Origin of the sequence: Streptomyces sp. NBC_00328 (assembly GCF_036139655.1) — a bacterium.
Classification (GTDB): Bacteria; Actinomycetota; Actinomycetes; order Streptomycetales; family Streptomycetaceae; genus Streptomyces.
This window is the reverse complement of sequence record NZ_CP108013.1, coordinates 8,155,330-8,179,564: the sequence shown is the minus strand read 5'-3', so window position 1 is coordinate 8,179,564 and position 24,235 is coordinate 8,155,330. Positions and strand designations below refer to the sequence as shown.

General features: G+C 69.5%; 23 protein-coding genes and 1 pseudogene. 11 read left to right on the top strand and 13 right to left on the bottom strand.

Going from position 1 to position 24,235, the window contains the following annotated elements:
- Nucleotides 1-518: 518 nt before the first annotated feature.
- On the top strand, nt 519-1,100 hold the full coding sequence (locus OG485_RS35800; RefSeq protein WP_328672686.1) for a DUF5994 family protein: 582 nt from the start codon (nt 519-521) through the stop codon (nt 1,098-1,100).
- A gap of 817 nt (nt 1,101-1,917) precedes the next feature.
- On the opposite strand, the gene OG485_RS35795 is transcribed toward OG485_RS35800, so the two are convergent.
- On the bottom strand, nt 1,918-2,385 hold the full coding sequence (locus OG485_RS35795; RefSeq protein WP_328672685.1) for a hypothetical protein: 468 nt from the start codon (nt 2,383-2,385) through the stop codon (nt 1,918-1,920).
- A gap of 451 nt (nt 2,386-2,836) precedes the next feature.
- On the opposite strand from OG485_RS35795, the gene OG485_RS35790 reads away from it, so the two are divergent.
- Nucleotides 2,837-3,487, top strand: coding sequence for a hypothetical protein (locus OG485_RS35790; protein ID WP_328672684.1), 651 nt, complete (start codon nt 2,837-2,839; stop codon nt 3,485-3,487).
- 140 nt (nt 3,488-3,627) lie between these two features.
- Nucleotides 3,628-4,317 carry a TetR/AcrR family transcriptional regulator gene (locus tag OG485_RS35785; RefSeq protein ID WP_328672683.1) on the top strand — a complete coding sequence of 230 codons (690 nt, stop codon included), beginning with the start codon at nt 3,628-3,630 and terminating at the stop codon, nt 4,315-4,317.
- A 165-nt stretch (nt 4,318-4,482) separates the two neighbouring features.
- Here the strand turns inward: OG485_RS35785 and OG485_RS35780 are convergent, their stop codons facing one another.
- The 3 genes from OG485_RS35780 to OG485_RS35770 form a co-directional block, all read right to left on the bottom strand.
- Nucleotides 4,483-5,325, bottom strand: a complete 843-nt coding sequence (locus OG485_RS35780) for an alpha/beta hydrolase (RefSeq protein WP_328672682.1) — start codon at nt 5,323-5,325, stop codon at nt 4,483-4,485.
- A 41-nt stretch (nt 5,326-5,366) separates the two neighbouring features.
- On the bottom strand, nt 5,367-6,224 hold the full coding sequence (locus OG485_RS35775) for an alpha/beta hydrolase (RefSeq protein ID WP_328672681.1): 858 nt from the start codon (nt 6,222-6,224) through the stop codon (nt 5,367-5,369).
- A gap of 111 nt (nt 6,225-6,335) precedes the next feature.
- Nucleotides 6,336-7,157 carry an alpha/beta fold hydrolase gene (locus OG485_RS35770; RefSeq protein ID WP_328672680.1) on the bottom strand — a complete coding sequence of 274 codons (822 nt, stop codon included), beginning with the start codon at nt 7,155-7,157 and terminating at the stop codon, nt 6,336-6,338.
- Nucleotides 7,158-7,460: 303 nt separating this feature from the next.
- Here OG485_RS35770 and OG485_RS35765 point away from each other — a divergent pair, with 303 nt between their 5' ends.
- Together OG485_RS35765 and OG485_RS35760 are read left to right on the top strand one after the other, a co-directional pair.
- Nucleotides 7,461-8,426: a helix-turn-helix domain-containing protein gene (locus OG485_RS35765; protein ID WP_328672679.1), complete on the top strand. Its 966-nt coding sequence runs from the start codon at nt 7,461-7,463 to the stop codon at nt 8,424-8,426.
- Between the two features lie 208 nt (nt 8,427-8,634).
- Nucleotides 8,635-11,409 (top strand): ATP-binding protein, encoded by a 2,775-nt coding sequence (locus OG485_RS35760; protein ID WP_328672678.1) that lies wholly within the window; start codon nt 8,635-8,637, stop codon nt 11,407-11,409.
- A 167-nt stretch (nt 11,410-11,576) separates the two neighbouring features.
- On the opposite strand, the gene OG485_RS35755 is transcribed toward OG485_RS35760, so the two are convergent.
- Nucleotides 11,577-11,852 (bottom strand): alpha/beta fold hydrolase, encoded by a 276-nt coding sequence (locus OG485_RS35755; RefSeq protein WP_328672677.1) that lies wholly within the window; start codon nt 11,850-11,852, stop codon nt 11,577-11,579.
- A 1,038-nt stretch (nt 11,853-12,890) separates the two neighbouring features.
- Between OG485_RS35755 and OG485_RS35750 the strand changes: the two genes are divergently transcribed.
- Genes OG485_RS35750 through OG485_RS35740 form a run of 3 tightly spaced genes read left to right on the top strand, consistent with a single transcriptional unit; the run spans nt 12,891 to nt 13,989 of the window.
- Entirely contained in the window at nt 12,891-13,184 is a 294-nt protein-coding gene (locus OG485_RS35750) for a hypothetical protein (protein ID WP_328672676.1), read from the top strand.
- Nucleotides 13,181-13,420, top strand: a complete 240-nt coding sequence (locus OG485_RS35745; protein ID WP_328672675.1) for a hypothetical protein — start codon at nt 13,181-13,183, stop codon at nt 13,418-13,420. The genes OG485_RS35750 and OG485_RS35745 overlap by 4 nt, the downstream gene beginning before the upstream one ends.
- Nucleotides 13,417-13,989, top strand: a complete 573-nt coding sequence (locus OG485_RS35740; RefSeq protein ID WP_328672674.1) for a helix-turn-helix domain-containing protein — start codon at nt 13,417-13,419, stop codon at nt 13,987-13,989. Before OG485_RS35745 ends, OG485_RS35740 begins: the two co-directional genes overlap by 4 nt.
- 328 nt (nt 13,990-14,317) lie before the next feature.
- Here the strand turns inward: OG485_RS35740 and OG485_RS35735 are convergent, their stop codons facing one another.
- From OG485_RS35735 to OG485_RS35715, 5 genes are all read right to left on the bottom strand, one after another.
- Nucleotides 14,318-14,878 (bottom strand): Dps family protein, encoded by a 561-nt coding sequence (locus tag OG485_RS35735; RefSeq protein WP_328557988.1) that lies wholly within the window; start codon nt 14,876-14,878, stop codon nt 14,318-14,320.
- Between the two features lie 132 nt (nt 14,879-15,010).
- Nucleotides 15,011-15,781, bottom strand: a complete 771-nt coding sequence (locus OG485_RS35730; protein ID WP_328672673.1) for a glycosyltransferase — start codon at nt 15,779-15,781, stop codon at nt 15,011-15,013.
- Entirely contained in the window at nt 15,778-16,392 is a 615-nt protein-coding gene (locus tag OG485_RS35725; RefSeq protein WP_328672672.1) for an SAM-dependent methyltransferase, read from the bottom strand. Before OG485_RS35725 ends, OG485_RS35730 begins: the two co-directional genes overlap by 4 nt.
- Entirely contained in the window at nt 16,389-17,153 is a 765-nt protein-coding gene (locus OG485_RS35720) for a PIG-L deacetylase family protein (protein ID WP_328672671.1), read from the bottom strand. Before OG485_RS35720 ends, OG485_RS35725 begins: the two co-directional genes overlap by 4 nt.
- Before the next feature lie 5 nt (nt 17,154-17,158).
- Nucleotides 17,159-18,163, bottom strand: a complete 1,005-nt coding sequence (locus OG485_RS35715; RefSeq protein ID WP_443048831.1) for an acyl-CoA dehydrogenase — start codon at nt 18,161-18,163, stop codon at nt 17,159-17,161.
- Between the two features lie 1,081 nt (nt 18,164-19,244).
- On the opposite strand from OG485_RS35715, the gene OG485_RS35710 reads away from it, so the two are divergent.
- Nucleotides 19,245-19,583, top strand: a complete 339-nt coding sequence (locus tag OG485_RS35710; protein WP_328672670.1) for a MerR family transcriptional regulator — start codon at nt 19,245-19,247, stop codon at nt 19,581-19,583.
- A 130-nt stretch (nt 19,584-19,713) separates the two neighbouring features.
- On the opposite strand, the gene OG485_RS35705 is transcribed toward OG485_RS35710, so the two are convergent.
- The 3 genes from OG485_RS35705 to OG485_RS35695 all read right to left on the bottom strand — a co-directional run bounded on the left by OG485_RS35705 (nt 19,714) and on the right by OG485_RS35695 (nt 21,986).
- Complete coding sequence (locus OG485_RS35705; protein WP_328672669.1) at nt 19,714-19,926, bottom strand: transposase; 213 nt, start codon at nt 19,924-19,926, stop codon at nt 19,714-19,716.
- A gap of 121 nt (nt 19,927-20,047) precedes the next feature.
- Complete coding sequence (locus OG485_RS35700; protein WP_328672668.1) at nt 20,048-20,440, bottom strand: ANTAR domain-containing protein; 393 nt, start codon at nt 20,438-20,440, stop codon at nt 20,048-20,050.
- Nucleotides 20,441-20,786: 346 nt separating this feature from the next.
- Nucleotides 20,787-21,986 (bottom strand): hypothetical protein, encoded by a 1,200-nt coding sequence (locus OG485_RS35695; RefSeq protein WP_328672667.1) that lies wholly within the window; start codon nt 21,984-21,986, stop codon nt 20,787-20,789.
- Nucleotides 21,987-23,166: 1,180 nt separating this feature from the next.
- Between OG485_RS35695 and OG485_RS35690 the strand changes: the two are divergent.
- Nucleotides 23,167-23,289: pseudogene (locus tag OG485_RS35690) on the top strand (helix-turn-helix domain-containing protein); the annotation flags it as partial.
- Between the two features lie 359 nt (nt 23,290-23,648).
- Nucleotides 23,649-24,146, top strand: a complete 498-nt coding sequence (locus OG485_RS35685) for a DUF6479 family protein (RefSeq protein ID WP_328672666.1) — start codon at nt 23,649-23,651, stop codon at nt 24,144-24,146.
- Nucleotides 24,147-24,235: the final 89 nt, after the last annotated feature.

Genomic DNA, 24,235 nt, shown 5'->3' with positions numbered 1-24,235 from the left:
TGCGATCGGCGGGCGGTCCGCTGAAGTCGGGGCAGGAGCGGAGTGGACCCGCGACGTGCGGGGCGTCCGCTGTGAGGTGCGGTCGCGTCTTCCTTTCCCGGGGGCCCACGACCCTGCTCGTCCCTGGCGAAAGGCGGCCGGCGCGCGTCCGCGACGCGCCGAACCGCGTCACAGCCCGCGGCGACCATACGGACTTCCACCCGGTCCTGCTCGTGCGTGACCTCGGAACGGGGTGGGCAGTGCGCGGCTTCGGATGTCACGGGGCGGAACCTGCCCGGACCTGGGCGGCCCGCATCTCTGGTGCGACGAGGACGAGGCCTGTGCGATCACCGGCGTACGAGGTGCCCCCGACGTCGTCAGCCTACTCCTGGCGGTACGACGGCCACGGCAGGAGGAGGAAGGAGTACGGTGAAGACACCGAGGGCATTTCGCACACCGGCTCCCACGCCGGGTCGTTCCCGGCGAAAGGCGAAACCCGGGCCGCAACTTCAGGGGCGACCCGGAGACGGGTCCTCATCATGACCGCGACCTTCGAAGCAACCCTGCCGCGGCTCGCACCCGTCGCAGCGCCTCCCGCCCGTCTCGTACTGAAGGCCAACGCCCGGTCCCGCGGGCTCCTGGACGGCGCCTGGTGGCCGCGCTCCCGCGACCTGCTGCGCGAACTGCCCGCACTGACCGATGCGTTGGACCCCCTGTGGGGCCGCATCACCCATGTCGCCGTCAACCCCGAGCACTGGCCGGTCATCCCGCACAAGGTGCCCGTCAGCGGCCATGTCGTGAAGGCCGGCTGGTTCGATCCGGAGATCGACCCGCACAAGCTTCTTCTCTTGTCCTACGGCACCGGCCGCTGGGACCTGCTGGTGATCCCGCCCGAGACCGACCCGGAAGCAGCTGCACGTCTCATGACGGCGGCATCCGAACACGACGGCCCGCCACTGACAGCGAGCGGGCTCATCACCGCCGACCGGGCCCTGCACGACGTTTCCCCCCTCCCCGACCAGGTGCGGGATGCGGAGAGGACATGGGAGTCCGAGGGCGGCGCCTCGCAGGTCACCGCGGCTGTCCCGAGGCAGGCCAGCCGACTGATCATCGGTATGTGAGGTGCACGTCGGCCGAAGAGCCGCCTCCAGCCCCTGCTCCGGGCCACTGCCGTCACCGACCGCTGGGGCACCACGCACTGCGGCCACCCGCCAGTCCCCCCCCCCAGCCCCTTCCGTGAGGCGGAAGAGGTATTGCGGCACCGTGACGCCCTTCCGGACGATGTCGTCCTGCCGCACGTGGAGGCCCTTGGCCGCCATCTGCCCACCATGGACCGCGCTTCCGCCGAGTGCCTGAGGCACACCGTCGGCCGGGTTGCAGACGGCCTGAGCCACAACGGGCAGGGCCGTGCCGCCGTTCTGCTCCGATCGTCCTTCGAGGGCCTGGGCGCAGGATGAGCCTGCATGCCACGGACCGGAGGCGGGCGCGCCAGGCTCGGCGGCAAAGACATCCCTATAGGCGATGAGGCGCCCCCGGGTTCTTGTAGGTCCAGGTCCAGTCCGGTCCGGGTAACCGCAGATTGCGGTCGCGGCTGACGAGACCGTGGCCCACGTGGTGGATCACGACCGGGCCGCCACCATCCCTGATCCCACGTCCTCCAACCGTTTCCGCGGATCGGAGGACGGTGCGTCTGGATAGGCGCGACCCCCATCGATGGCGAAGCCGAGCCGGGCGAGGGCGCCGGCGGCCGGCTGGGCACACTCGCCGGCGAAATTGAGGGGTCCGAGCGGTTCGGGCTCCGGGCCGTTGGATTCCTCGCCGTCGGCATCACCGACCGCCTCGTACACAGAGACGCGACGGACTATCGCGGTGCGCACTCCGCCCCCAACTCCACGGTTCCGAGCCAAGTTTGAATCTCGATCAGCAAATGCGGGCCGATTACGCGCCGCGCTTCCGCAGCAGCGCCTTGATCTGTTTCAGCTCTTCCATCACCCGGTCGACGGCCGCGTCGACAACAAGCACGGGGTCATTCGCGGACCAGAAGCGCACCGTTTCCTGGAGTTCGCGGCGCCAGAAGGCCTCGTCGTCCTCGACCTCGAACTGGAGGTGCCGGGCCAGTTCAGCGAACCCCGGTCCGGCAGTGCCGGTTTCCTGGCTCACGACGAGCGCCGAGAGCATGGGGCGGCCGTGCTCGACCTCGTACATGCTGACGTGGCCGAGAGCGGGGAACATCGTCCGGAAGGGAGGCCGAGACATGCCCGGGTTCCGTCCTTCGGGATCGATGGCCTTCCCGAGTCCCTTGTACGTGATGCATGCCGAGCCAGCCAGGTCGGCCGGATCGCCCTTCTTCGCGAGCGACAGAAGGCAGCGGTGGATATCGCGTTCCACCGGGGTGAGCGTGACCATGTGAACTCCGCGTAGGGAGGCGGCCCGTGGGCCGGATGTCCGTGGACTCAGCGCTCGTAAGCGCAGGGCGACTGTAGCGCGTGGCACACCTAGGGACAACGGGCTCGCGGCCAGGCCCGTGCCTCAAGTCCGGCCGCCCGTACCGCAGATCTCACGCATCGCCCCGCTGACGTGGCATTGCATCGGACATCTTCCGTGAGACGGAAGTCGTAACAGACAGCACTCATCACGCCCTCTCTCAACTAACGTCCGCCGAATTCCGCGGCATTGTCGGCCACGCCCAACTGCCGTCGGCCGCGACCGATCTCTTCTGTTCGGAGACCTCACCGGCCGCTACGCCACCGGCAGTTACAGCCGGCTCGGCTCCGACAGCCGGAGCCTGGTCCTGCGCCCGGACCGGCAGGGCGCGGCCGAGCACGGACACCGGATCACCGCGGCCATCGCCTGTCACGTGGCCCGCGCCGACGGCACCATCGACCAGCTGAACCAACTGCTGCTTCACCCCGCGCACGAGGGCGGACGTCACGCCCGCAGCATCGCGCTGCGCTCCGGGCAGTCGCGTGCCCTGGGCTACATCCGCCGGGTGTGGGCCAACGCTTCGGAAGCGGTCAGCACCAACAGGGCGCTGGGCTCCCGCCACGAGGCGTACGAGGCGCTTGCCCCGTTGCGGGACCGCATCGAGACCACGCCCTGGCGCGGGGAACGCGGACGAACCGCGCTGCGGGTGCTGCGGGCGCACCTGAACGTCGCCGAGATCGCGGGCGGACCCCTGCACCACGCCAGCGAGCGGCAGACGGCCGAAGAAGCCGGCATCTCCCGCACGACACTGCGCGCCGTCTACGAGACGGTCCTCAAGCCGTGTGGCTGGCTGCGGCGTCTGCGGGTGGGCCATGACCGGGAGGGCTCAACCTGGTACTTGGGCAACGGCAGCATCCCCGGTCACGGTGACCCGGCTCTGCTGTCTCGTTTGTGGACCACCCAGGGACAGGATGCCGAGTTCCACGGCGGACTCCTCGCGGTGTTCCGGGGCCTGGGCGAGCGCACCGCCCACGTCCTTCTTTCGGTGGGTCAGTTGCTGATGGCGGGCATCGCGCGCCGGTAGCGGGTGTCGGTGAGCTGGGAGACGAGGAAGGCGGCGATGTCCGCGCGGGTCATCGCGGAGCCGACCTGGTCGTGGCCGAGGAACCCGGAGCGGCTGCGGCCGGTGGCGGGCTTGTCGGTCGGGTTGGTGATCGTGGGGTCATGACACCGCCTGCCGTCCCCGCAGAAACCTCAGGCCGACAGCCCGAACCGGGACTGCGCGCCGACGCCGAACGCAACCGCGAGCGCATCCTGGCAGCCGCCCGCCGTCTCTACGCCGCCGAGGGACTCGGTGTGTCCATGGCCGCCGTCGCCCGCGAGGCCGATGTCGGCAAAGCCACGCTCTCCCGCCGCTTCGCCACCCGCGAAGACCTCATCACCGCGGTCTTCGCCGACCGGATGGACGCCTACGCCGTCACCGAAGCCCTCGCCGACCCCGACCCCTGGCACGGCTTCACCCGCTACATCGAAGCCATCTGCGCCATGCAGGCCGCCGACCGCGGCTTCGCCGACGTCCTGACCATGACCTTCCCCGCAGCCAAGGCGCTCGAAGAGCGCCGCGCCGCCTCTTACCACGGCGTCGTCGAACTCATCACCCGTGCCCAGGCCGCCCGGCACCTGCGCGAGGACTTCACCCACCAGGACATCGTCATCCTGCTCATGGCCAACGCCGGCGTCATCGCCGCCACCGGCGACGCGGCCCCCGACAGCTGGCGCCGTCTGGTCGGCCACCTGCTCCGCGCCTTCGCCACCCCCGGTACCGATGTCCCGCCCTTGTCTCCAGCCCCCGCATCAACTGCCCTGTACCGCGCGATGATCCGCCTCGGCCGCCCCGGAGTCGGCACCTCCTGAATCACGCGGCACCGGCCCCGGTGCCGGTCACGCCGCCTGGGGCGAGGCGTCCTGGCCGGGGTCGGGCTTGGTGAAGCAGCACTCCCTGTTCCGCGCTGTAGGCAGTGCGGTGCCCGGCACGGGCTGTCAGGCCTGGACCGGGCACCGCAGTTTTCGGATGCCGGGTCAGCCGGTGGCAGCGTCGAGGATGAGGTCGGTGACGGCGTGGGGGTGGCTGACCATGGCGGCGTGGGAGCTGTTGATCTCGATGGTGTGGGCGTTGGCGCGGGCTGCCATGGCGCGCTCGGCTGCCGGGGGGATGGTGTGGTCGTCGCGGGCGATCAGGTACCAGGACGGGATGGTCTTCCAGCCGGGTGTGCCTGCGGGCTGGGAGAGGGTGGTGAAGGCGGCGGGGCGCTGTGCGGCGGCCATCTGCGCTGCCTTGTCGGCCGGTAGGTCCTGGGCGAAGAGCTGCCGGAAGTAGGCGGTGTCGATGTAGGCGTCGGCGTCGCCGGTGGCGGCACCGGGGAAGGGGCGCGCGGTGATGTGCTGCAGCAGTTTGGTGGTTCCGCCGCCGAGGGTGGTGGCCTGGGCGACGGTTTCGCCCTGGTCCGGGGCGTAGGCGGCGATGTAGACCAAGGCTTTGACCGCTGGGTCGCCGGTGGCGGCGCCGGTGATGACGGCGCCGCCGTACGAGTGGCCGACGAGGATGACGGGGCCCGGGATGGTGGCGAGGAACGACTTGAGGTACTCGGTGTCGCCGGACAGGGAGCGCAGCGGGTTGGCCGGGGCGTAGACGGTGTAGCCGCGCTTTCGCAGGGCGTGGATGACGGCGTTCCAGCCGGAGGCGTCGGCGAACGCGCCGTGTTCCAGCACGATGGTGGGCTTGGGTCTGGCCGTTTCGGTGTGGTCGGCGTTCGAGGCTGCGGCGGGGGTGAGGGTCAGACCGACGGCGAGCAGCGTGGTCAGTGCGGCGACGGGGCCGGCCTTACGCGGGACGCGTCGGATGGTGGGGAACAGGTGCGCCATCGGGTTCTCCAGCTGAGGCGGGGTGTCGGGGCGGGTTGGGGCTACTTGGTGAATCGCTGTACGAAGGTGAGAACGGTCTCGGCGACGTCGCGCCAGCCGCGGTCGATGGTCAGCGAGTGCCCGCGGTCCGGGATTTCGGTGAACTCGGTGAGGCCGGGGTTGTGGAGCTGGCGCTTGTAGGCGGCCGCGGAGATGGCGTGCGGGACGGTGTGGTCCCTCTCGCCGGAGACGACCAACAAGGGGCCGCGGTCGGGGTTGTGGACGTCGACCTTGGCTTCGGTCCAGGGGTTGAAGTTCGCGGTGGCAGCCTGGAAGAGCGGTGCGCCGGGCGCCGGGACCGCGTAGGCGTCGTGAAGCTGTCGGGCCTCGTCCTCGCTGACGGCGTTGGCGAAGGCGTAGCGGAACTGCTCGAAGGTGAGGGGCACGGCACGGTGCCGGTTGGCGGGGTTGCCGAGAACGGGCAGGGAGGAGCGCAGGGCGGAGACGGGCAGCGGCAGGACACCGCGGAAGGGCGCCGCGTCGATGGCGACGGTGGCGGCTGCCAGCCCGCGGCCGGCGACGATCTGGGCGAGGAGACCACCGAAGGAGTGGCCGATGACGGCGGGCTTGCGGTCGAGGAGTCCGATGACGGCGCTGTAGTGGTCGGCGACCTGGCCGACCGACTTGTTGGCGAAGACCTCCGGGTGAGCGGCGGCCTCCTCGACCGTGTCCGGGTCGTCGGGCCAGCCCGGCGAGAGCGGGGCGTATCCGGCGGCCTCGAACAGCGCCGCCCAGCGGTCCCAGCTGTTGGGCAGGAGCCACAGGCCGTGGATGAAGACGACGGGTGTGCGGCCCGAGGCGTTGGCCTCGGCAACGCGCTCCAGGATGGCGGCGGGGATCCGGGCGGGGTGATCGGACATGCGGGGCTCCTCGAAGCAGGTGTTGAGCGGAAGACCGGGGCACCGGTGTGCGGTGCGACGGAACGCGCGGGCCGTGCGGTGCCCCGGGTACGGTCGGGCGGGTGAGGTGGTTCAGCTCGTGATGAAGGCGAGCAGGTCGGCGTTGAACGCCTTCTCGAAGTCGCCGACCAGGCCGTGCGGGGCGCCCGCGTAGACCTTGAGCTGTGCGTCCTTGACGAAGTTGACGGTCTGCAGGGCGGCGGCCTGGATGGGGACGATCTGGTCGTCGTCGCTGTGTGCGACCAGGACGGGGATGTCGATGCTCTTGAGGTCCTCGGTGAAGTCGGTCTCCGAGAACGCCTTGATGCAGTCGAGGGCGCCCTTGATGCCGACTTGCATGCTCATCAGCCAGAACGCGTCGCGCAGGCCTTGGGAGACGTTCGCGCCGTCACGGTTGGCGCCGTAGAACGGGGAACTGAGGTCCTGGTAGAACTGCGAGCGGTCGGCGGCGACGCCGGCCCGGATCGCGTCGAAGTTCTCGATGGGGGTGCCTTCGGGGTTCGCGGCGGTCTTGAGCATCAGCGGTGGGACGGCACCGAGCAGGACGGCCTTGGACACCCGCGAGGTGCCATGGCGGCCGAGGTAGTGGGCGACCTCGCCACCGCCGGTGGAGTGACCGACCAGGACGGCATCGGTCAGTCCGAGCTGCTCGATCAGCTCAGCCAGGTCGTCGGCGTACTGATCCATGTGGTTGCCGTCCCAGGTCTGGGAGGAGCGGCCGTGTCCACGCCGGTCGTGGGCGATGGCCCTGAAGCCGTGCGAGGCGACCAGGTTGGCCTGGTTGTCCCAGGCGTCGGCGTTCAGCGGCCAGCCGTGGCTGAAGACGACCGGGCGCCCGCTGCCCCAGTCCTTGAAGAAGATCTCGGCGCCGTCGCGGGTGGTGATGGTGGGCATGCTGGTCCTCCGTGAGCGAACAGGTGTCGGTGGGGTGGGGCTGGCACGGTGGTCGGCCGGCGCTGTCACACCGGGTGGTCCGTCGTGCTTGGTGCCCTCAATCTCCCGTGCCGGGCCCAGCGCAGGATTGAGTCATCCGACTGTGTCTGCTGCTTGAGTCGTCGTCCCGGCCAGTTCTGAGCCTTGAGTCGTACGGGAGCGGTACGACTGCCGGAGGGCTTGGAGGCAACGTCCCATCGTGGCTGGTCATTACGATGGGATCAGGGAGGGGCAGCCGCTGCGAGCGGCTGGGGGAGGAACGACATGGTTCTGGTTCTCGACACCGCGGACATACCGGAGCGCGATCGGGCCGAGGCCGTCCGCGCCGCGATGCTGACCGCCACCCCGGCCTGCAGACTCCAGCATCAGGACTCCGGCAGCAGTCCTCGCGCCCGGATCGACCTGTGGCACTTCGGGGATGCCTTCCTGTGGCGGCACGACGGTACGGGCATGCGGATGACCCGCACCCCCACGCACATCCGTCGGGACGCACCCGAGACCGTCGCACTGGCTCTTCAGGAGTACGGCCGGGCCCGCCGCACCCAGGCCGAGCACACACTCGACCTCGGCCGCGGCGACCTTCTGCTTTCTGATCTCACCGCCCCCTACGACTACGTCTGGTCCGGTCTCGGCTGCGCCAGTGCTCTGTCCGTCCCCTACGACCGGCTCGGGCTGCCGGTCGGCCTGGTGCGCCGCGCCGCCCCCAGACTGCACGCCAGCGCACTGTTCCCGCTGGTCCGCCAACACCTGGCCACGCTCACGAGGCAGGCCGACGCTGTCAGTCGTGACGGCCAGGCGCCGGCCGTCGGTGAGGCGAGCATCGCCCTGGTCCGCGCCCTGCTGGCGTCCACCGACAGCGAGCACAGGGACGCGGCCGCAGCCCTGGATGACACGTTGCCCGCCCGGATCAATGCCTACATCGAAGCTCATCTGCGTGACCCGGAGCTACGGCCCGCGGTGATCGCCGCCGCGCACAACATTTCGCTGCGTCAGCTCTACCGGCTGATCCAGCCACCAGACACGACTCTTGAACAGTGGATCGTCACCAGACGCCTGGCCGGCGCCCGGACCGATCTTGCCCGCTCGCAGGAGCGGCGTTCGATCACGGATGTCGCCCGCTCCTGGGGCTTTCGCGATCCCTCTCACTTCACGCGGCGATTCCGGGCGGCCTACGGCCTCACCCCACGCGAATGGCGCCGGCTCACCACCGAGGAACGCAAAGCCTCCTAGCCGGCCCGACTCGCCTCCCCGGCCGCGGACGGCTCTGGTCCGACCGTGCCTGCTTCTCTGGCGACCAGCCTCACCGCGACGGCCATCGCGGCAAATCCGGCACTCGGTGCCGGAGCCGTCCGCCCCGTCATACGTTCTCCCTGCCGATGCCGCTTGATGCGCTCGGCGACCGTCGTACACCACGTCTCACACCCCGGCGGAGCAGCCCGTGAACGGCATCCTGTCCCAGTTCGTGCCGCTCGACGGCAGCGAGAGCGGCCTCGTGGGAAGACAGAGTGAGAGGGCACTGCTGGAGCAGTTGCTCGATCAGGCGGCAAACGGGCAGGGAAACGCGCTGGTCCTCAGCGGTGGGGCCGGTATCGGGAAGTCCGCCCTGCTTGCCTGGGCCTGCGCCGACGCCACCCGCCGGAACATGACCGTGCTCACCGCCCTGGGCGTCGAACCCGAGAGCCGGATGCCCTTCGCGGGACTTCACCAGCTCCTGCTCCCGCTCCGACGGCACGCGCACCGGCTGGAGCCGGGCCAGCGCCGGGCCCTGCGCACCGCCTTCGACGCGCAGGGTACTGTCCCCGACCTGTTCAGCGTCGCACTGGCCACCCTGGAGCTCCTGACGGAGTGCGCCGCCCTTACCCCCGTGGTGGCGGTCGCCGACGACACCCAATGGATCGACCGGCCGAGCGCCGACGTGCTGGCCTTCGTGGCCCGCAGGGTGACCACCGACCCCGTCCTCATCCTCACCGCCTCACGCACCGGCCACCCGGACCCCCTCAGAGGCGGCGGCCTGCGCGAAATGTCCCTGCGTCCACTGGAATCCACCGTCGCGCAAGCACTCCTCGCGGCAGGCGCCCCACAACTGACCGACGCCCAGCGCTCCCTGATCCTGAGCCAGGCGGCCGGCAACCCGCTGGCCCTGGTCGAACTCCCCAAATCCCTGATCCGACCCAACCCGGCAGCCGGGCGACCCCGCGACCTTCTCCCCCTCAACGAGCGACTCGAGCGGGCCTTCGGAATCCGCTACACCGACCTGCCCGCGGACAGCAGGACGCTCCTCCTCGCAGCATCCGCCGACACCAGCTGCGACCTGCCCCAACTGCTGCGCGCCGCGGCGATCGCCGGCGGCACACCCGTCGGTACCGCGGCGCTCCAGCCCGCCGTCGACAAGTCCCTCATCGGTCCGGACACCCTGCGCGTCCAGTTCCGCCACCCGCTGATCCGATCCGCGGTCTACACCCGGGCCACGGTCGCTGAACGACTGGCGATCCACGCGGCGCTGGCCGTCGTCCTTGAGACCGACCCGGACCGGCAGGTCTGGCACCGGGCGGCAGCCACGCTGGGAACCGACGAAGACGTCGTCTCCGACCTGGAGGCATTCGCCGCAAGAGCCCGGCCACGCGGCGCCGTCACCATCGCCGTCACCGCCCTCGAACGCGGATCCGACCTGACCGCCGCTCCTGGGCGACGCACCTCGCTCCTGCTGCGGGCCGCGGAGCTCGCCGGCGAACTCGGAGAACGTACAGCCGCTGCCGAACTCGTCCAACGTTCCGACCCGTCGCTGATGGGCCCGGAGGACCGCGGCCGCCTGGCTGTCGTCCAAGAGACCGTCGACCCGGGCGAGATGCTCGACGAAGCCCGTATCCGCACTCTCCTGGAAGCCGCCGGCGCCGCCCGGGCCAGTGGCCACCCCGACCTGGCCGCCGACCTGCTGTGGCGGGCCGCCTCACGGTGCTGGTGGGGCAACCTGTCCCCTGATCTGCGCGCGGCCGTCGCGCAAGAGGTCGACCACCTTGGCCTGCCCCCTGACGCCCCCCGCACCCTGGCAGTCATGGCCTACGCCCTTCCGCGGACGCACGGAAACGCGGTACTCAGCCGCATGTCCACCCTGACTCCCGACCGGTCCGATCCCGACGTCATGCGCTTCCTCGGCGGCGCCTCCCTCATCCTCGGAGACTTCCATACGGCCTCGTCCTACATGAGCGTTGCCGCCGACACCTGCCGCTCCCAGGGTCGTCTCGCCCTCCTGGCGCGCACGCTCGGCGCGGGAAGCTGGGGCAGGATCTGGACCGGCGAGTGGGACCGTGCCGGCTCTGAGAGCGAAGAAGCCGCAGCGCTCGCGAAAGAGACAGGCGAGACCTTCTGGGCCACCTCCGCCACCACCAACCTTGCGATGCTCGCGGCCCTGCGCGGCGAGCACGACATCGCCCTGGCTCTCGCGCAGAACGCACAGGACAGCCTCAACATCACGGGTGTGCGCTTCCTCCTCAACAGCATCCAGCAAGTCCGCGCCGTCACGGCGATCGGCACCGGCCGCTACGAGGAGGCATTCGACATCCTGCGACGCCTCTTCGACCCCGCCGAAGCCACCTTTCACGAAATGCGCTGGTGGGTCGCCCCCGACCTCGCCGATGCAGCCGCCCACACAGGACGACAGGAAGAAGCCCGCACCATCCTGGCCGGCCTCGAGCACCTCGCCGACCAGCTCTCCTCACCCATGATCCAGATGTGCCTGCACTACACCCGGGCCGTCCTCGCCGACGACGACAACGCTGAACTCCCCCTCAAGCAGGCCCTGGCAATCGATCCGAGCCGATGGCCGCCCTACCGCGCACGCCTCCTTCTCGCCCACAGCCGCTGGCTTCGCAGACAGCGCCGTACCGTCGAATCCAGAGCACCTCTGCGCGAAGCAAGAGACATTTTCGACACCCTCGGCGCACCACACTGGAGCGACCACACTCGTCAGCTACTGCGCTCCGCAGGCGAAAGCAGCACCCCACGATCGCCATCTGCCCGTGACCGCCTCAGCCCGCAAGAACTCCAGATCGCCACACTCGCTGCCACCGGCTTGACCAACCGCCAGATCAGCCAGCGCCTCTACCTCTCCCACCGCACCATCGGCTCCCACCTCTACCGGATCTTCCCCAAACTCGGCATCACCACCCGAACACAACTCGCCGACGCGCTCAGCTCCTTGGAGCCCACGGTCTGACAGGTCCCGTCGCACCGCCAAGGCCGGTGCCCATCTGCTACTACCGACTTGACCATTACGCGGTGGTACCCCCGGGGACGGCGCATCGGCCGTCACTAACGTCCGGATCCTGCTTGCCGAGCACGCACCCGTGCGAGCGTTCCCCACGTCAATACCGGTGACCGTGCTCATGGTTGGCGGGCAGGACGGAAGTTCTCCTGCAGGAACGCCGAAACCGCCTCGGTGAACGCCTCGGGCGCTGTGTGGTGGATCAGGTGTCCGACCGGGATGGTGACCACTCGACCGCCGGGGATGCGGCGGGCCAGCTCGGCGACGCCGTCCTGGGGAACATGACTGTGCGGGCCTCCCGCGAGCACGAGGGTCCTGGCGGTGATCCGGCCGAGTCGCTCCAGCCACCTGGAGGGAGGGCACTCACACATCAGCCCGCTGACGTGGCATTTCATAGGACGTCTTCCGTGAGACGGAAGCCGTATTGCGGCCCGGTGATGTCTGCCCGAACGATGCCATCACCATCAGAGCCGGCCCCCATGCCTCACATGACCGCCTTCGCCAGGAACCAGTGGTACAGCTAGCACACCTTTCTGACCTGCGCTTGTGTGGGGCCGAACCGGCTGTGACCTGCTAGGACGGGTTACAGAGGCGAGCGGAGGCAGTCAGAGGAAATCGCTCTGATTCGACCCCGGTTCGACCCGGGTAGCTCGGAGGCAGTCAGAGGCAACAACCTCTGTGACTGACCTTTGAGAGACCCGAGTTGACCGGCGTTGATCACGAGTGCACAGCTCTGACGGTGCTCTGTTTCGACCTCGGTCGAGCTGCGATGAGGACGCCTGCCTCCCTCTCGGGGCCAGGCATGCGGGGCCTTCAGGATGGCCGTCCTGAAGACCTCGCCGGCACCGATGGAGGTCGGTTCGGACACCACCCGTGGTTTTAGCGGGCCTGGGTGGCGTCCACGTCTTTGCGAGACGACCCCACTGTGTCAGACAGCACCCACCAGCCACTCCCCCAACAGCAGCTCACCCACCTCCGCGGTCCCCGAGGGCTCTCCCACTTGTCGTCGGCTGCCGCCGATCTGATTCTGCTGGGAGACCTCACCGGCGCGGCAGACCGCCGAAGAAGCGGGCATCTCCCGCACGACGCTGCGGGTCGTCTACGAGAGCGTCCTCAAGCCCCAGGGCTGGCTGCGGCGCCTGCGAGTCGGCCACGGACGCGAAGGCTCGACCTGGTACATCGGCCACGGCAGCGCCCCCGGCCACGGTGCCCCTGCTGTGCTGTCTCGTTTGTGGACCACTCAGTACCCCCCGACCCGGCACTTGAGGAGTGGCCCACCCCTGAGACGGCCACAACGGCCGACATCGACTCCACCGTCCTCGGCCGACTGATGGGCCACGACGCCTTCGCCCACCACGGCCTCGGCAGCGCCGCCCTCATGCTCATCAGCGCCCTGCACCAGCGCCCCCACCAGACCATCGGCGAGCTCATCGGTGTCCCGCGCAACCGCCTACCGGACCCTGCGACGCCTCGCCGACCACAGCCTCGTCCAGCGCACCGGAGAGACCTGGGCCCTCGCACCGCGTGCACTGGAAGGCCTCGGTAACAGCCTCCCGGCCCCGGCCACCGAACTCGGCGCCGTGCCGGCGCAGAGCTGGGACACGGTGGCCGAGCGACACGGCACCACGGGCCTCGCCGCCCGGCGCAAGGCCCTGCACGCGCCCAACGCACCGCGTACCGGGAGACGTTGGATCGGCTTGCGGAGCACCGCAGCAAGGCCGTGGTGATCGTCCGCGACGGCCGAGAGGTCCTGGTCCCCGCACCAGGCCCCGCCGAGATCCCTCCGACGTGGCACGCCCCGGATGGGCGCGTCCTCGACCCGGTCACGGGTCGTCCGGCCGCCGACTGGCGGGTTGCCACCGACGGCCGCCTGATCCTCATCACCCCATTCGAGCAGCGAAGTTACGACGAGCTGGCCGCCGCCCGTGCCGAAGCCCTCAGCGAATGGGAGGCCGTCGCATGAAACCCCGTCCCCCGGTCACCTCCGACGTGAGCAAGGCGGTGACACCCGAAACCCTGCGCGAGCAGTACGTGGCCGGTGCCACGGTCGACGAACTGGTCACCGCCAGCGGCCTGTCCTACGGCACGGTCCTCAACCGGCTGCACGACGCCGGAACCGTGATGCGCACCTCCTGGCAAACCCGCCGGCTGCGCCAGGACCCACAAGCGCGCCAGCGTCTCGCCGTCCGGCTTCGCACCCTGTACGAGGAACACGGCGCGACCCTCACCGAACTCGCTTCAGCTGCAGGAGAGACGAGGCTCGTTGCCCGACGCCTGCTCGTCGAGGCCGGCGGCACCGTGCGCACGACGCAGCAGACGCTGCGGATGCGCGCCGCAGCGCGGGCCGCCGAGCGGCAGAAGCTCGTGCTGTCCCTGCGGGCCCGGTACGAGGCCGGCGCCACGGTCCCGGACCTCGCCGAGGACTGCAACTACTCCATCGCCACCGTCTACCGGCTCCTGCACCAAGCCGGCACCCGAATGCGGCCCCAGCACCGCCACGGACCGGCCCACGACCCGAGCAAGCGCCCATGAGCACCACCGGCCGCCGCTGCGACGCCGACACCGACATCCCTCACGGTGACATCGTCGCTCTCGCCCTTGATGCCTGGCTCCGCGCCAAGGGCTACCCACCGGACCTCACACGACCGGGGGCCCAAGTCCTTTAAACCAGCCGTCTCACAGCGGAAGACCGGCCTTGACCCAAGGCCGGGACCGCTCTGACCCCCAGGTGCCCCTGGACGTCACCGACGCGCAGTCCGTCTCGTCCTGGGTCCACGAAGCCGTGGACGCCGCGATTGCGCGCCGGATCCCGCTCGTGTGATCCGGGTGCCGTCCGTTCACGCCGCCTCTGCTGTCGATGTCACTGGTTCATGGCCTGTTGGGCGGCTTCCGTCTCGGTGGTGGCGTCGGCTGTGGTGAGCGTGCCGCCTGCGGTCTCCAGATGTGCCCGGACGAACCACTGGAACTGCTCCAGGTCGCGCAGTTGCTCGATCAGCAGGTCCTCGGTGGCCGGGTCGATCTCCCCCACTGTCTTGACCGCGGCGCGCAGGTCCTCGATCAGTCCGGTGTACACGAGGTCGAGCGCGCCGAGGTGGGCGATGGCGTCGGCGCGGCCGACGCTGTAGTCCTTCCAGGTTCGCTCTTCGACCAGCACGCCCGGGGTGCCGTGGGCAATGCCTCCCAGGGCGGCGAGGCGCTCGGCGACGTCGTCTGCCATGGCGCGAACGCGGTCGACCTGCGGGTCGAGCATCTCGTGCACGGCGATGAAGTGCGGGCCCACCACGTTCCAGTGGACGTGCTTGAGGGTGAGGTGGAGATCGTTGAGGGTATGCAGGCGCTGCTGGAGCACCTCGATGAGCGAGCCGGCGTCCTGCACGGTGAGGCCCGGGACGGTGTAGCGGGGGGTGACCTCGGAAGGCATGGCCATGTCTCCTGTTCTCGTGCGGTTTGCCCCCTCCCGGTACCCGTGATCCAAGGACACAACCACCGCGGCCTCCGCCGGACCGGACAGCCCTCCCGCCTCGGCGGACTGCGCGTCTTTGGGTACCTGGTGTCAGACCGGCTTCACCGGGCCCAGTGGTTCAGGGTTGTGGTGACGAACGGAATCGGGGCTACGCGGTGCGGGATGCAGGGAGGCGAGGAGATCCGCCAGGCCGCCGGGAGCCCGTCCGCGCAGGCGGGCCGCAGTGTGCACGGCATGCCGGTCGGTACGGGCGATCCGGTAGCCGGCCGCGACCAGCCGGGCCGCGAGGTCGCGGTCTTCGCCGGTAGGCAGGGGTGCGAAGCCGCCCACCCGCAGGTAGGCGGCGGCGGACACGCCCAGGTTGGCTCCGTGGACGTGCGGGTGCTCCCATATCTGCTCCGTCTCCTTGAGCGGACGGGTGTGGAAGTAGTCGGCGTCGTGACGGGCCACATGAAAGGCACCGGCCGTGATGGGGGCGAGGCGGATGGTGCCCAGAACCGCGTCGTAGCCCCGCCGCGCCCAGGCGACCTGGTGGGTGAGCCACGTGGCGGGCACGGTGGTGTCGGCGTCCGTCATGGCCAGCCATACCTCCGGGCCGGCATCTGCCAGCAGCTTCAGGGCGTGGTCGATGCCGACCGCCCGTGCGGCTCCGACATTGCGGCTCGGGGTATTGACGACGTGGGCTCCGGCGCGGGCGGCCACAGTCGCTGTTGCGTCCGTGCAGGCATCCGCCGCCACCACGACCACGACGGGCATCGCCGCCACGTGCTCTACGGCCGCGTGCACGCTGCGCATACAGGCATGAATGCGGTGTTCCTCGTTGTGCGCCGGGATGACGACAGCGAGGGCTGGGGGTGTCACGCCAGACCTTCCGCGCCGGCCGGGGAGAGCGCCGGGCCCGGACCTGGCCGGTGTTCGTGGACGGTGAGGGTGAAGTCCGGATCGTCGTAGCGGGCGAGGCGGCTCAGGCCTGTCAGGGTGTCCAGGCGGTCGGCGATGTCGCGGCCTGTGCAGGTGTGCTCGGCCACCGGGTGGTTCCAGTGCACCGTGACCAGGTGACCGCCTTCCCCCAGGCTCTCCGCACTTCGCTCGAGCAGCCGTGTACGGGCGCCGGGATCGAAGTAGTAGAGGAGTTCCGACAGCACGATCAGATCGAAGGAATCCTGGGGCCACTGCTCTGGCACGGTCATCCGTTTCACGGTGACGTGGTCCAAGGCGGAGGTGCGTCGAGTCGCGGCTTCGACGGCCGCGGCGACGCGGTCGGTGGAGAGCAGCTGATCGCATCGGGTGGCCAGGAGTTCGCTCAGTACGCCCACCGAGCAGCCCGGTTCGAAGGCCCGCAGGTAGCGGGGGCGGGGCAGGGCCGCCACGGTGAGGTTGTACTTGCGGCGGTCGTACCACCGTTCCCCGAGATGCCAGGGGTCGGCGGCGCGGGCGTACTGGTCGTCGAAGTAGCGGGCGGGGGTGTTCAACGCAGCACCGTCTCGAAGGTGCGGGTGTGGTGGGCGATCTCCTGCGCCGGCAATACCGGCCCGACGCCGCAGCCGCGGGGCTCCAGTTGGCTGGTGAACCGTGACAGCGCTGCCTTCTTACGGTCGGCCGCCGTTTGGACCAGAGGAAGAACACGGGCCCGGTCCCACGGCACACGGGGGTCGCAGGGACGAGCCCAGTGCCACATCCACACGGGGTAGAACCACACCGGCGTGGAGCGGTCATGGCCGGCACGTTCGGCGGCTCGGCCGGCGGCCTCGTGGTCACTGTGCAGGTCGCCCACCCACGGCGCCACACACACCGTAGCCCCGACGGCGTCCAGCATCTCGCCGATCACGGCTTGTGCCTGGGTCTCGTGCTCGTCGAGGCCCGTGTCGGGCAGAGCGGCATGCACCGGGGCGGGCAGGTCTCCGAGTTCGCCCAGCGCTGCGGCCAGTTCGCCACGGCGACGGGCGGCCAACTGTTTCCGGGCCGATTGCGACGCAGGGCCGTGGGATGCCTCCCCGTCGCTCAGGCACACCGTGTGGACTGCCACAGCGGCGTCGAGAAGGGTGGCCATGGCACCGCCGAATCCCAGAACCTCGTCGTCCGGGTGAGCCGCCACGACGACAACGGGGCCTGTCGGAAGCACCAGGTGGGGCAGATGGTCCGGCAGTCGCGCCGCCTGCCACTCCGCCTCGTCGGTGCCCGGCGAGTCGATCGCCGCGGCGGCGGCCAGTCTCGCGGCGTCAGCGGTCTCCAACGAGCTCACCGTGTCGCCTCCGCCGGGTCTGCCGTCACCAGGCGGCCGAGTTCGGCCAGGTCCGCCTCCGCGTGGTGCTGTCGCAGGTAGACCGTCAGGTCCGCCACCGCGCGAGCGTGCCGTTCGTCGTGGCACAAAGGCCCGGCACCCGTGGCACGCCCCACGTGGTCCAGTACCTCGGTGCACACCTTTTCGGCGAGGGCCCGCACGCGCAGACTGCGCACCCGCGCTTCGCCGCGTGCGTCGAGAGGATCGGCGTCGATGTCCTCACCCGCTTGCCGCAGCATCGCGCCGGCCGTGTGCAGCAGCGCATCCACCGCTCCGAGGTGGGCGGCCGCGTGCGCGTTCAACCGTCCAACCGCGCCTCGCTCGTACAACGGCGCGGCGACGGCGTGGGCACCGCCCAGCCAGCAGGCCGCCACACCGATTCCCCCGTACTGGAAACCGGGCCGCTCCAGATAGCCCTCCACCCCGCCGACGGCCTTCGCGGGTACCTCCGTGAAGGACATCTCCAGGCTGTCGCTCCCGGCCATACCGATCGCCGGCCACGTCCCTTCCACGGGCTGCGCGCCCGGGTGGTCCAGCGCGACGGCGAACAGTCGGTAGCCGTCCTCGGCGTCCGCGCTCACCAGAGCGTGGGTGCAGGCGTGGGCACCGGAGCAGTAGGGCTTCACGCCGCTGAGCGTCCACCCCCGATCGGTGCGTGCCGCGTGCGTGCCGGGACCCGGTGGGCGCGCCGCCCACACTCCCCACCGCTCCCCTTGGGCGGGCAGGCGGTGGTGGTCCAGTTCGTGCAGGATCGCCGCAGCGTCCAGGTGCCCCTCGGCGAGCCGTGCAAGCGACAGGTCCCGCCGCCCCAGGGCCATGAGGACGGCGAATCGGCGGGCCGTCGAGCGGCCTGGCAGCGGCACGCTCGGGGACTCGTGCTCGACGAAGTCGGCGAACAGATCCGCCGTGCGCAGTTGCGGGGTACGGAGGTGATCAGGCGACTCGGGGGGCGTGACAATCACGCGGACCTCCTGCATACATCGTCGAAGAGCGTCAGCAGGCGTCTGGGTATCCGTAAGTTTCTGCTCAAAACACGCAACACAGCCGGTCCAGGAGCTGACGGCATACGGTTCGGCCTGGCTGCGCAGGTCTTGCCCCGGCAAGTAGCCCCCACGTCCCTTGGGCTGCGGAGGTGTCGTTCAGGGCACCGGGAAAGCCGGCTGAGGGGGCCTGGCAGGCGCGCTCCTCCAGCCCAGCATCCGACAGCACGCGGGCCGCCGCCACTTCCGGGGGCACGCCCATGAGCGCCGTTGGCACCGATGCGCAGGGACGCCCGGAGCGCGGCGCACCGTTGCCACTCGAAGCGGATTACCTCACTACAGGACTCACCGAAATCTATGTTGGTCGGAGTAGACATTGAGAGATCGCCTGGATATGGTTTCTTTCGTAGCCAGGAAGACCGCAGGGCCGGGCAGAGATGAACTGCCTGGCAGCAGGACGTAGTTGCAGTGCGCATCGCGGTGCGGTGGTGGAGTTGCGAAGCCAGGGTTGTTGCAGGACGGCGACGGGACTGACGACCGGACCGGGCGGCCCGCAGTGATCAGGGGCCGCCGTGAGCAGGACCGCAGTGGCAGTACCCGCAGTGAGAGTCAGTAGTTCCCCGGTAAATGGCGTCGGCTGCGGGCGCGCGTGCCGGGAAGTTCGGCAGTGGGGTTCCAAGCCAGAGCAGATGCACGACGGGCGACGGGGCTGGCTGCCGAAGCGTGGCGCTCCCCCAGGCCACCAGCAGTACGCATCACCCGCAGTACAGAGCAGTGCGCAGTCCCCATGAGTAAGTGTTGATCAGAGGAAAGAACGGAGGAATCTCGCGCCATCAGGATCGCCCGGGCGGAATGGCTGAGCCCGGGTACCGCAGGACATCGATAGTGAGGTGGTCTCCGGTCAAGCAACCGCGATCCCCGCGCACCCGACAGCATCACGGTCGGATCCGCGGAAACAGAAGGCCGGCCAAGTTCTAGGGCCGGCAGATGGTGTGCAGTTCCTTCGGGGCCCTGGTGCCGGTACGGCACCAGGGCCCCTCGACGCGTTCCAAGAAGAGGTGCAATGACAGCAGACGACTCGTTCGGCCGACTCGACGATGACGACTACCCCGCCTACACGATGGGCCGGGCCGCCGAGATGCTCAACACCACGCAGGGCTTCCTCCGCGCCCTCGGCGACGCCCGCCTGATCACCCCGCTGCGCTCCGCGGGCGGACACCGCCGCTACTCCCGCTACCAGCTGCGCATCGCCGCCCGCGCCCGGGAACTCGTCGACAACGGCACCCCGATCGAAGCCGCCTGCCGCATCGTCGTCCTTGAAGACCAACTCGAAGAAGCCCAGCGCATCAACGCCGGACACCGCCGCGCCGCCGAAGCAACGAAGCCGACAGAGCGCCCGTGAGGGCGCCGGGAGCCGCCGGCAAGAAGCCGCATCGGAATTCCTCCGTGGATACCCCGGCCTTCAGGGCGGGGAGGAAACGGACTCCTGCGGAGCAGGGCAGTGGGCTGGGATTCGCCGTCAGGGCCAGCATTCAAGCACCGCTTCCATCGCCCGATACGCAGCTACTCTCGATGCCGGCCCGCATCGCGTAGTTCGCCTGCCAGGGACTGGTCTGCTGCGCGGCCCGGACGGCGGCCTGCCGTTCGTAGAGTTGCTGCGGCAGGAAGGCCGGTGTCCGCCGGTCGCTGCGGGTGCAACTGGACTTGACCGGGCACTGGCCGCAGTCCTCCTTTTCGTTCTTCAACCGTCTGCTGGTCCTCCGACACAGCGCCGTACCGCAACTGGGTTCCTGCTTCACCGCGCTGCGTGGGCACAGGTTCGGGCAGCGGTCGGTCGGCGCACCTTCGTCCGGTGCTCCAGGGTGCTCAGTCGGTCGCTCGACCGGCCGGCTGGGCAGTGCGGCGCTGGGCACGGATCGCTTCCTCGAGGGCGATGCGGATACCAAGGTTGAGTTCGCCGCAGGAGACCCAGACGGTGAGGAGTCCGGCGATGCGGAGCAGCGTGACGCCGGTGCGCTGGGAGACTTCCGTCAGCACGGTCCGCGCCTGGTCGGCGGGCAGGCGTCCGAGTGCCATCACAATGCCCACTGCCTGCTCTCTCACCGTGTTCGCGCCGGGGTTTCGCGGCGTGCCCGGTCGCTCTGGCAGCACCCCCGCCTCATGTGCGGTGGCCGCGGTGCGCGGGATGGTCGTGGTGGTCGACTGCTCGGAGTCCGGGTCACCCTTTCGGTCGTGGCCGGAGGCAAACAGCTCCCGCATCCGACTCGCCTCCTCGTTGATCTGGGCCGATAGCCGGGCTCCTGCCGTACGCGGAGCGGATCGCCCGAGCACGGCAAGAACGGGCTGCCAGGGTTCGCCGTGTGGGGATCTGCATGGCCAGAGGAAATCGCAGCAGGCGGGGTGATCCCCTGCTCGGCGTGCGCCTCCGGTCCGAAGCACTGATTCGCGTATGCCCCGCCGTCACGTCAGCAAACATCGCCCACCAAAGGGCTCACGGCGTCTCTGGGCTCCCCTGGCGGGCTCGGGATCCAAGGCCAAGCTCGTTCAACACGCTGAACTGACAGAGAAGTTGCTCGTGCTTCGTCAGGGGCGGCAATCGGCCGGTTCAGGGCCCTGCGACTCTCAGTGGCAAGCCAGGGCCGCCCTCACCGGATAAGCGTTGATCCGCAGCGTCAGCAGCGGCCAGGACCTCCAGGGTCGCCAGGACGACCACTACGACCAGGAGCACAAGGACCACGGAGGCGGGCGTGGGGTAGCGCCACAGGACGAGGGCCAGGGCACCGGCCGCGATGACGACGCCCGTGGTCAGGGGCCTGTGCATGCGCAGCCACTGTCCGACGGCGCCTGGCTTCAGTCCCGTTTGGGCGAGGGCGTGTCCGGCAGTCCGGGTGCTTCGGGCGGCTGCTGTGCGCACGGCGGCGGCACCACGGCCGTGTCCGTACAGATACCCGGCGATCACGGCGAGCAGTGCGGTGAGGAGCACGGTGAGAATGGTTTGCCGGAGGAACCTCACCAGGGTGTCGTAGAGGGCTGCTGCTGCGTCCTGCGACTGGGCTGCCGGAGGCACCGCGTCCAGACAGATCTGGCGGATCACGGCGAGCGCGATGAGCAGCACGCACATCATGGCGCCGATACCGATGCCCGTGGCCATCAGCGCAATCCGGTGTGAGGGTGCCGCCCAGATGCCCAGTCCGGCGAGCACAACCACCGCCCAGGGCAACCACGGGGCGACGGCGCTGAGCCAGCGGGCAGCATCACGGGCCTCACTCAGATGGTCGTTGTGCACCAGCACGATCGACTTGTCAGCCCCGGGAATGTCTTCCGCCCCGACAAGGGTCACGCCGATCACCTGCTTCTGAAGTTCCTCGATGACAGCGCCGACGTTCAGCGTGATGGTGTCGCCCTTGACCTCGAGCGCTCCGCCTGCCTCCCCGGTGAGAACGTTCGTCGCGAGGGTGTGCGCGCCGCGGTGGATGCTGTCCCACGCCTTGGCAAAAGCATCGCTCGTCACCACTCTGGCGACCGTGTAGCGCACGCCGGCCCTCAGCCCGCCCTTGAGCTCTTCATCCAACGACCTGGCCGCGTCGACCAGGAAACGGGGTGCGTCCTGGTCGGCCAGAGTGTCGGCGAGCGTTTCGGTGATCTTGCGAGCATCAATCTTGTGGACCAGACCATCAGTGGCGCGCTCGATGATCAGGTCCTGGACAGCGGGGTCTCTGGCGAGGGGTGAGACGGTCTGCTCATACCGATCTATGTCGGTGACCTCGGAATTTGCCCAGGTGGCGACGACGCTGATGGGCGCCATCAGAACAGCCAGGAGGAGGAGCAGGGACGCTCCGCAAAGGCGCAGGCGACGGCTTCGCATCCCGAGAGGTCGCGGCGGCCGCTCGTCCTCCGCTCGTTCGACATGGCCCGAAGAGCGGTGCAGCCTGTGCCTGCCATGCTCTGACGGGCCGGAGGCGGCAGACGAGTCCACGGCGAACTCCCTCCGCGCGCAGTCCTCGGCGCACTACGGCGGTATGCGCCCTGAGGGGCGGATACCGCAGGACCGGCCAGTCTCTGTACCTCCATATTCGTTCATCGACGACAAGCACGCAGCCTGCCCAGGAGCTCCCCGTGCTTGCGCCCCCTGGTCATGGCCTGGCTGCCGAACGCCGCCCATCTGCTTCCCGAAGATCGGGGCGGGCGCGGTCTAGGGCCGGCCCCCGCGATCACCTGCCGATGATCCCGTCACCTGCCGCAGCGTCTGCTGCCGACAGGCAGGAACGGTCACAACCGTTCACGCTCCGCTCCCTCAGATCACCCGTCCCAGGAGGGACAGAACGCCCAGGGCAGACGTCGGTCGCAAGGTCACAGGAACATCCGGAGATGGCCGTCTGTCGTCGCGGATCTCCCAGCGGACTCGCAGGCGCCGGAACCAGCGCAGGCGGGCGAAGGCGCGCTCCACGACCCAGCGTTCCACACGGCACGGAGCGACAAAGGCGCTACAGGAGGTCTACGACGCCGAGGACCGCGCCCAGGCCAAGAAGGCGATCGAGGCCTTCGCCCGCATCTACGGGACGCGGTGGCAGACCTCGCGAAGATCATCGAAGACCGAGACGAGGCCGGCGTTCTACGCCTTCCCTGGCGCGGTACAGCTCGTCGCCGTGGGGATCGGAGCGCTCAGTTTCCAGTCCTCGCCGCCCCACACCAGCGTCCGGCGCCCGCCCTTCGAGCCGGGGGAACCGGGGAGGACAGCGACGGCCGGACACGGCCCGGAGGAACCGGCTTGGCCGCCCTCGGCTGAAAAGCCCAGACCGGGGAACTCGGTCTGGGCGGCACCAATGGGCGCCGCTTCCCCGAGGGAAAGAGAAACCCGTGTACATAGGCCTGGGTACCGTCGTTCTCATCATCGTCATCATCGCTGTCGTCATGCTGCTGCGCCGCCGCTGACCCACGCTCGGCACCTGTACGCGATCTCGAACGACATCCGCCGGACCTCTGCCATGCTGGTGGAGTTGAGCGTGGTCGCGGGGGTCGCGGTCACTCAAGTCGCTGCCTGGTATGCGGTGTCGAGGCATTCGGTGCACTCCTGGGTGCGCAAGTACGAGCAGTCGGGTCTTGCGGGGGCTGGGGGCGTCGTCGGCGTCGGTTTCGGTTGCGCAACCACCCTCCTGCTCGAAGACCGGCTCGCCGAGTACATCAAGACCGCATGGCAGCAAGAGCGGTCCGCGCGGTGCACCCCTCTGCCGACAGCCTGACAGGACCAGGAAACCTCAGCGGCGGTCGACACTCTGCGCGCCTGGGCACGGGTCCCACTACGGCCGACTCCGCCGTGGTAGCGCCGGTGGTGGCCGTCACCCACGTCCACGATGCGTGCGGCTGCGGCATCCGTCGACGGCAGGGCAGGGGTGCGCATAGAGCGGTTGACAACCTCAGCGAGGGCACTCGCTCACCCCCACGAGGTTGTCAGAACGCCGAGAACACCGTGAGCGCTCCCCTACGAAGCTCCAGCGAGGGCACTGGCCGGCAGAAAATCCTCGGCATCTATCTCAATGATCATCTGGCGGGTGCGACGGTCGGTGCCGGGCTGGTGCACCGCATGGTCCAGGAGCACGGCGATTCGCCCTACGGCCAGGAACTGCGGGCCCTGGAGACGGACATCTCGCAGGACCGGCGAGCCCTGGTGCGGCTGATGACAGACCTGCATTTTTCCCGCGAGACGCTACAAGGTCTGGGGTACACGGCCACCATGATCGCCTCTCAAGTCCTCGCGGCCGACGGCTCGTCGTCGCTCTTCCTGATCGTCGCCGGTGTCGTGGTGGCTGCCCTTCTGATCCGCGCGTTCTGGTACGGCAGCCGACGCGCAGCACACCGAAAGAATCCCGGCGCCAGGCCGGCAGCGCCAAATCCACAGACGGCACCCCGGCAGGATTCCTGGCAGACACCTGACGACGACACCGACGGGCACCAATCCCGGCATTGACCCGACCTCCACCGTCGTGCCCGGTACTCAGTCACCACGGCCCTGCGCTGATTGCGGCCGTTGATTCCACCGCGTGACAGCGCCTGTAC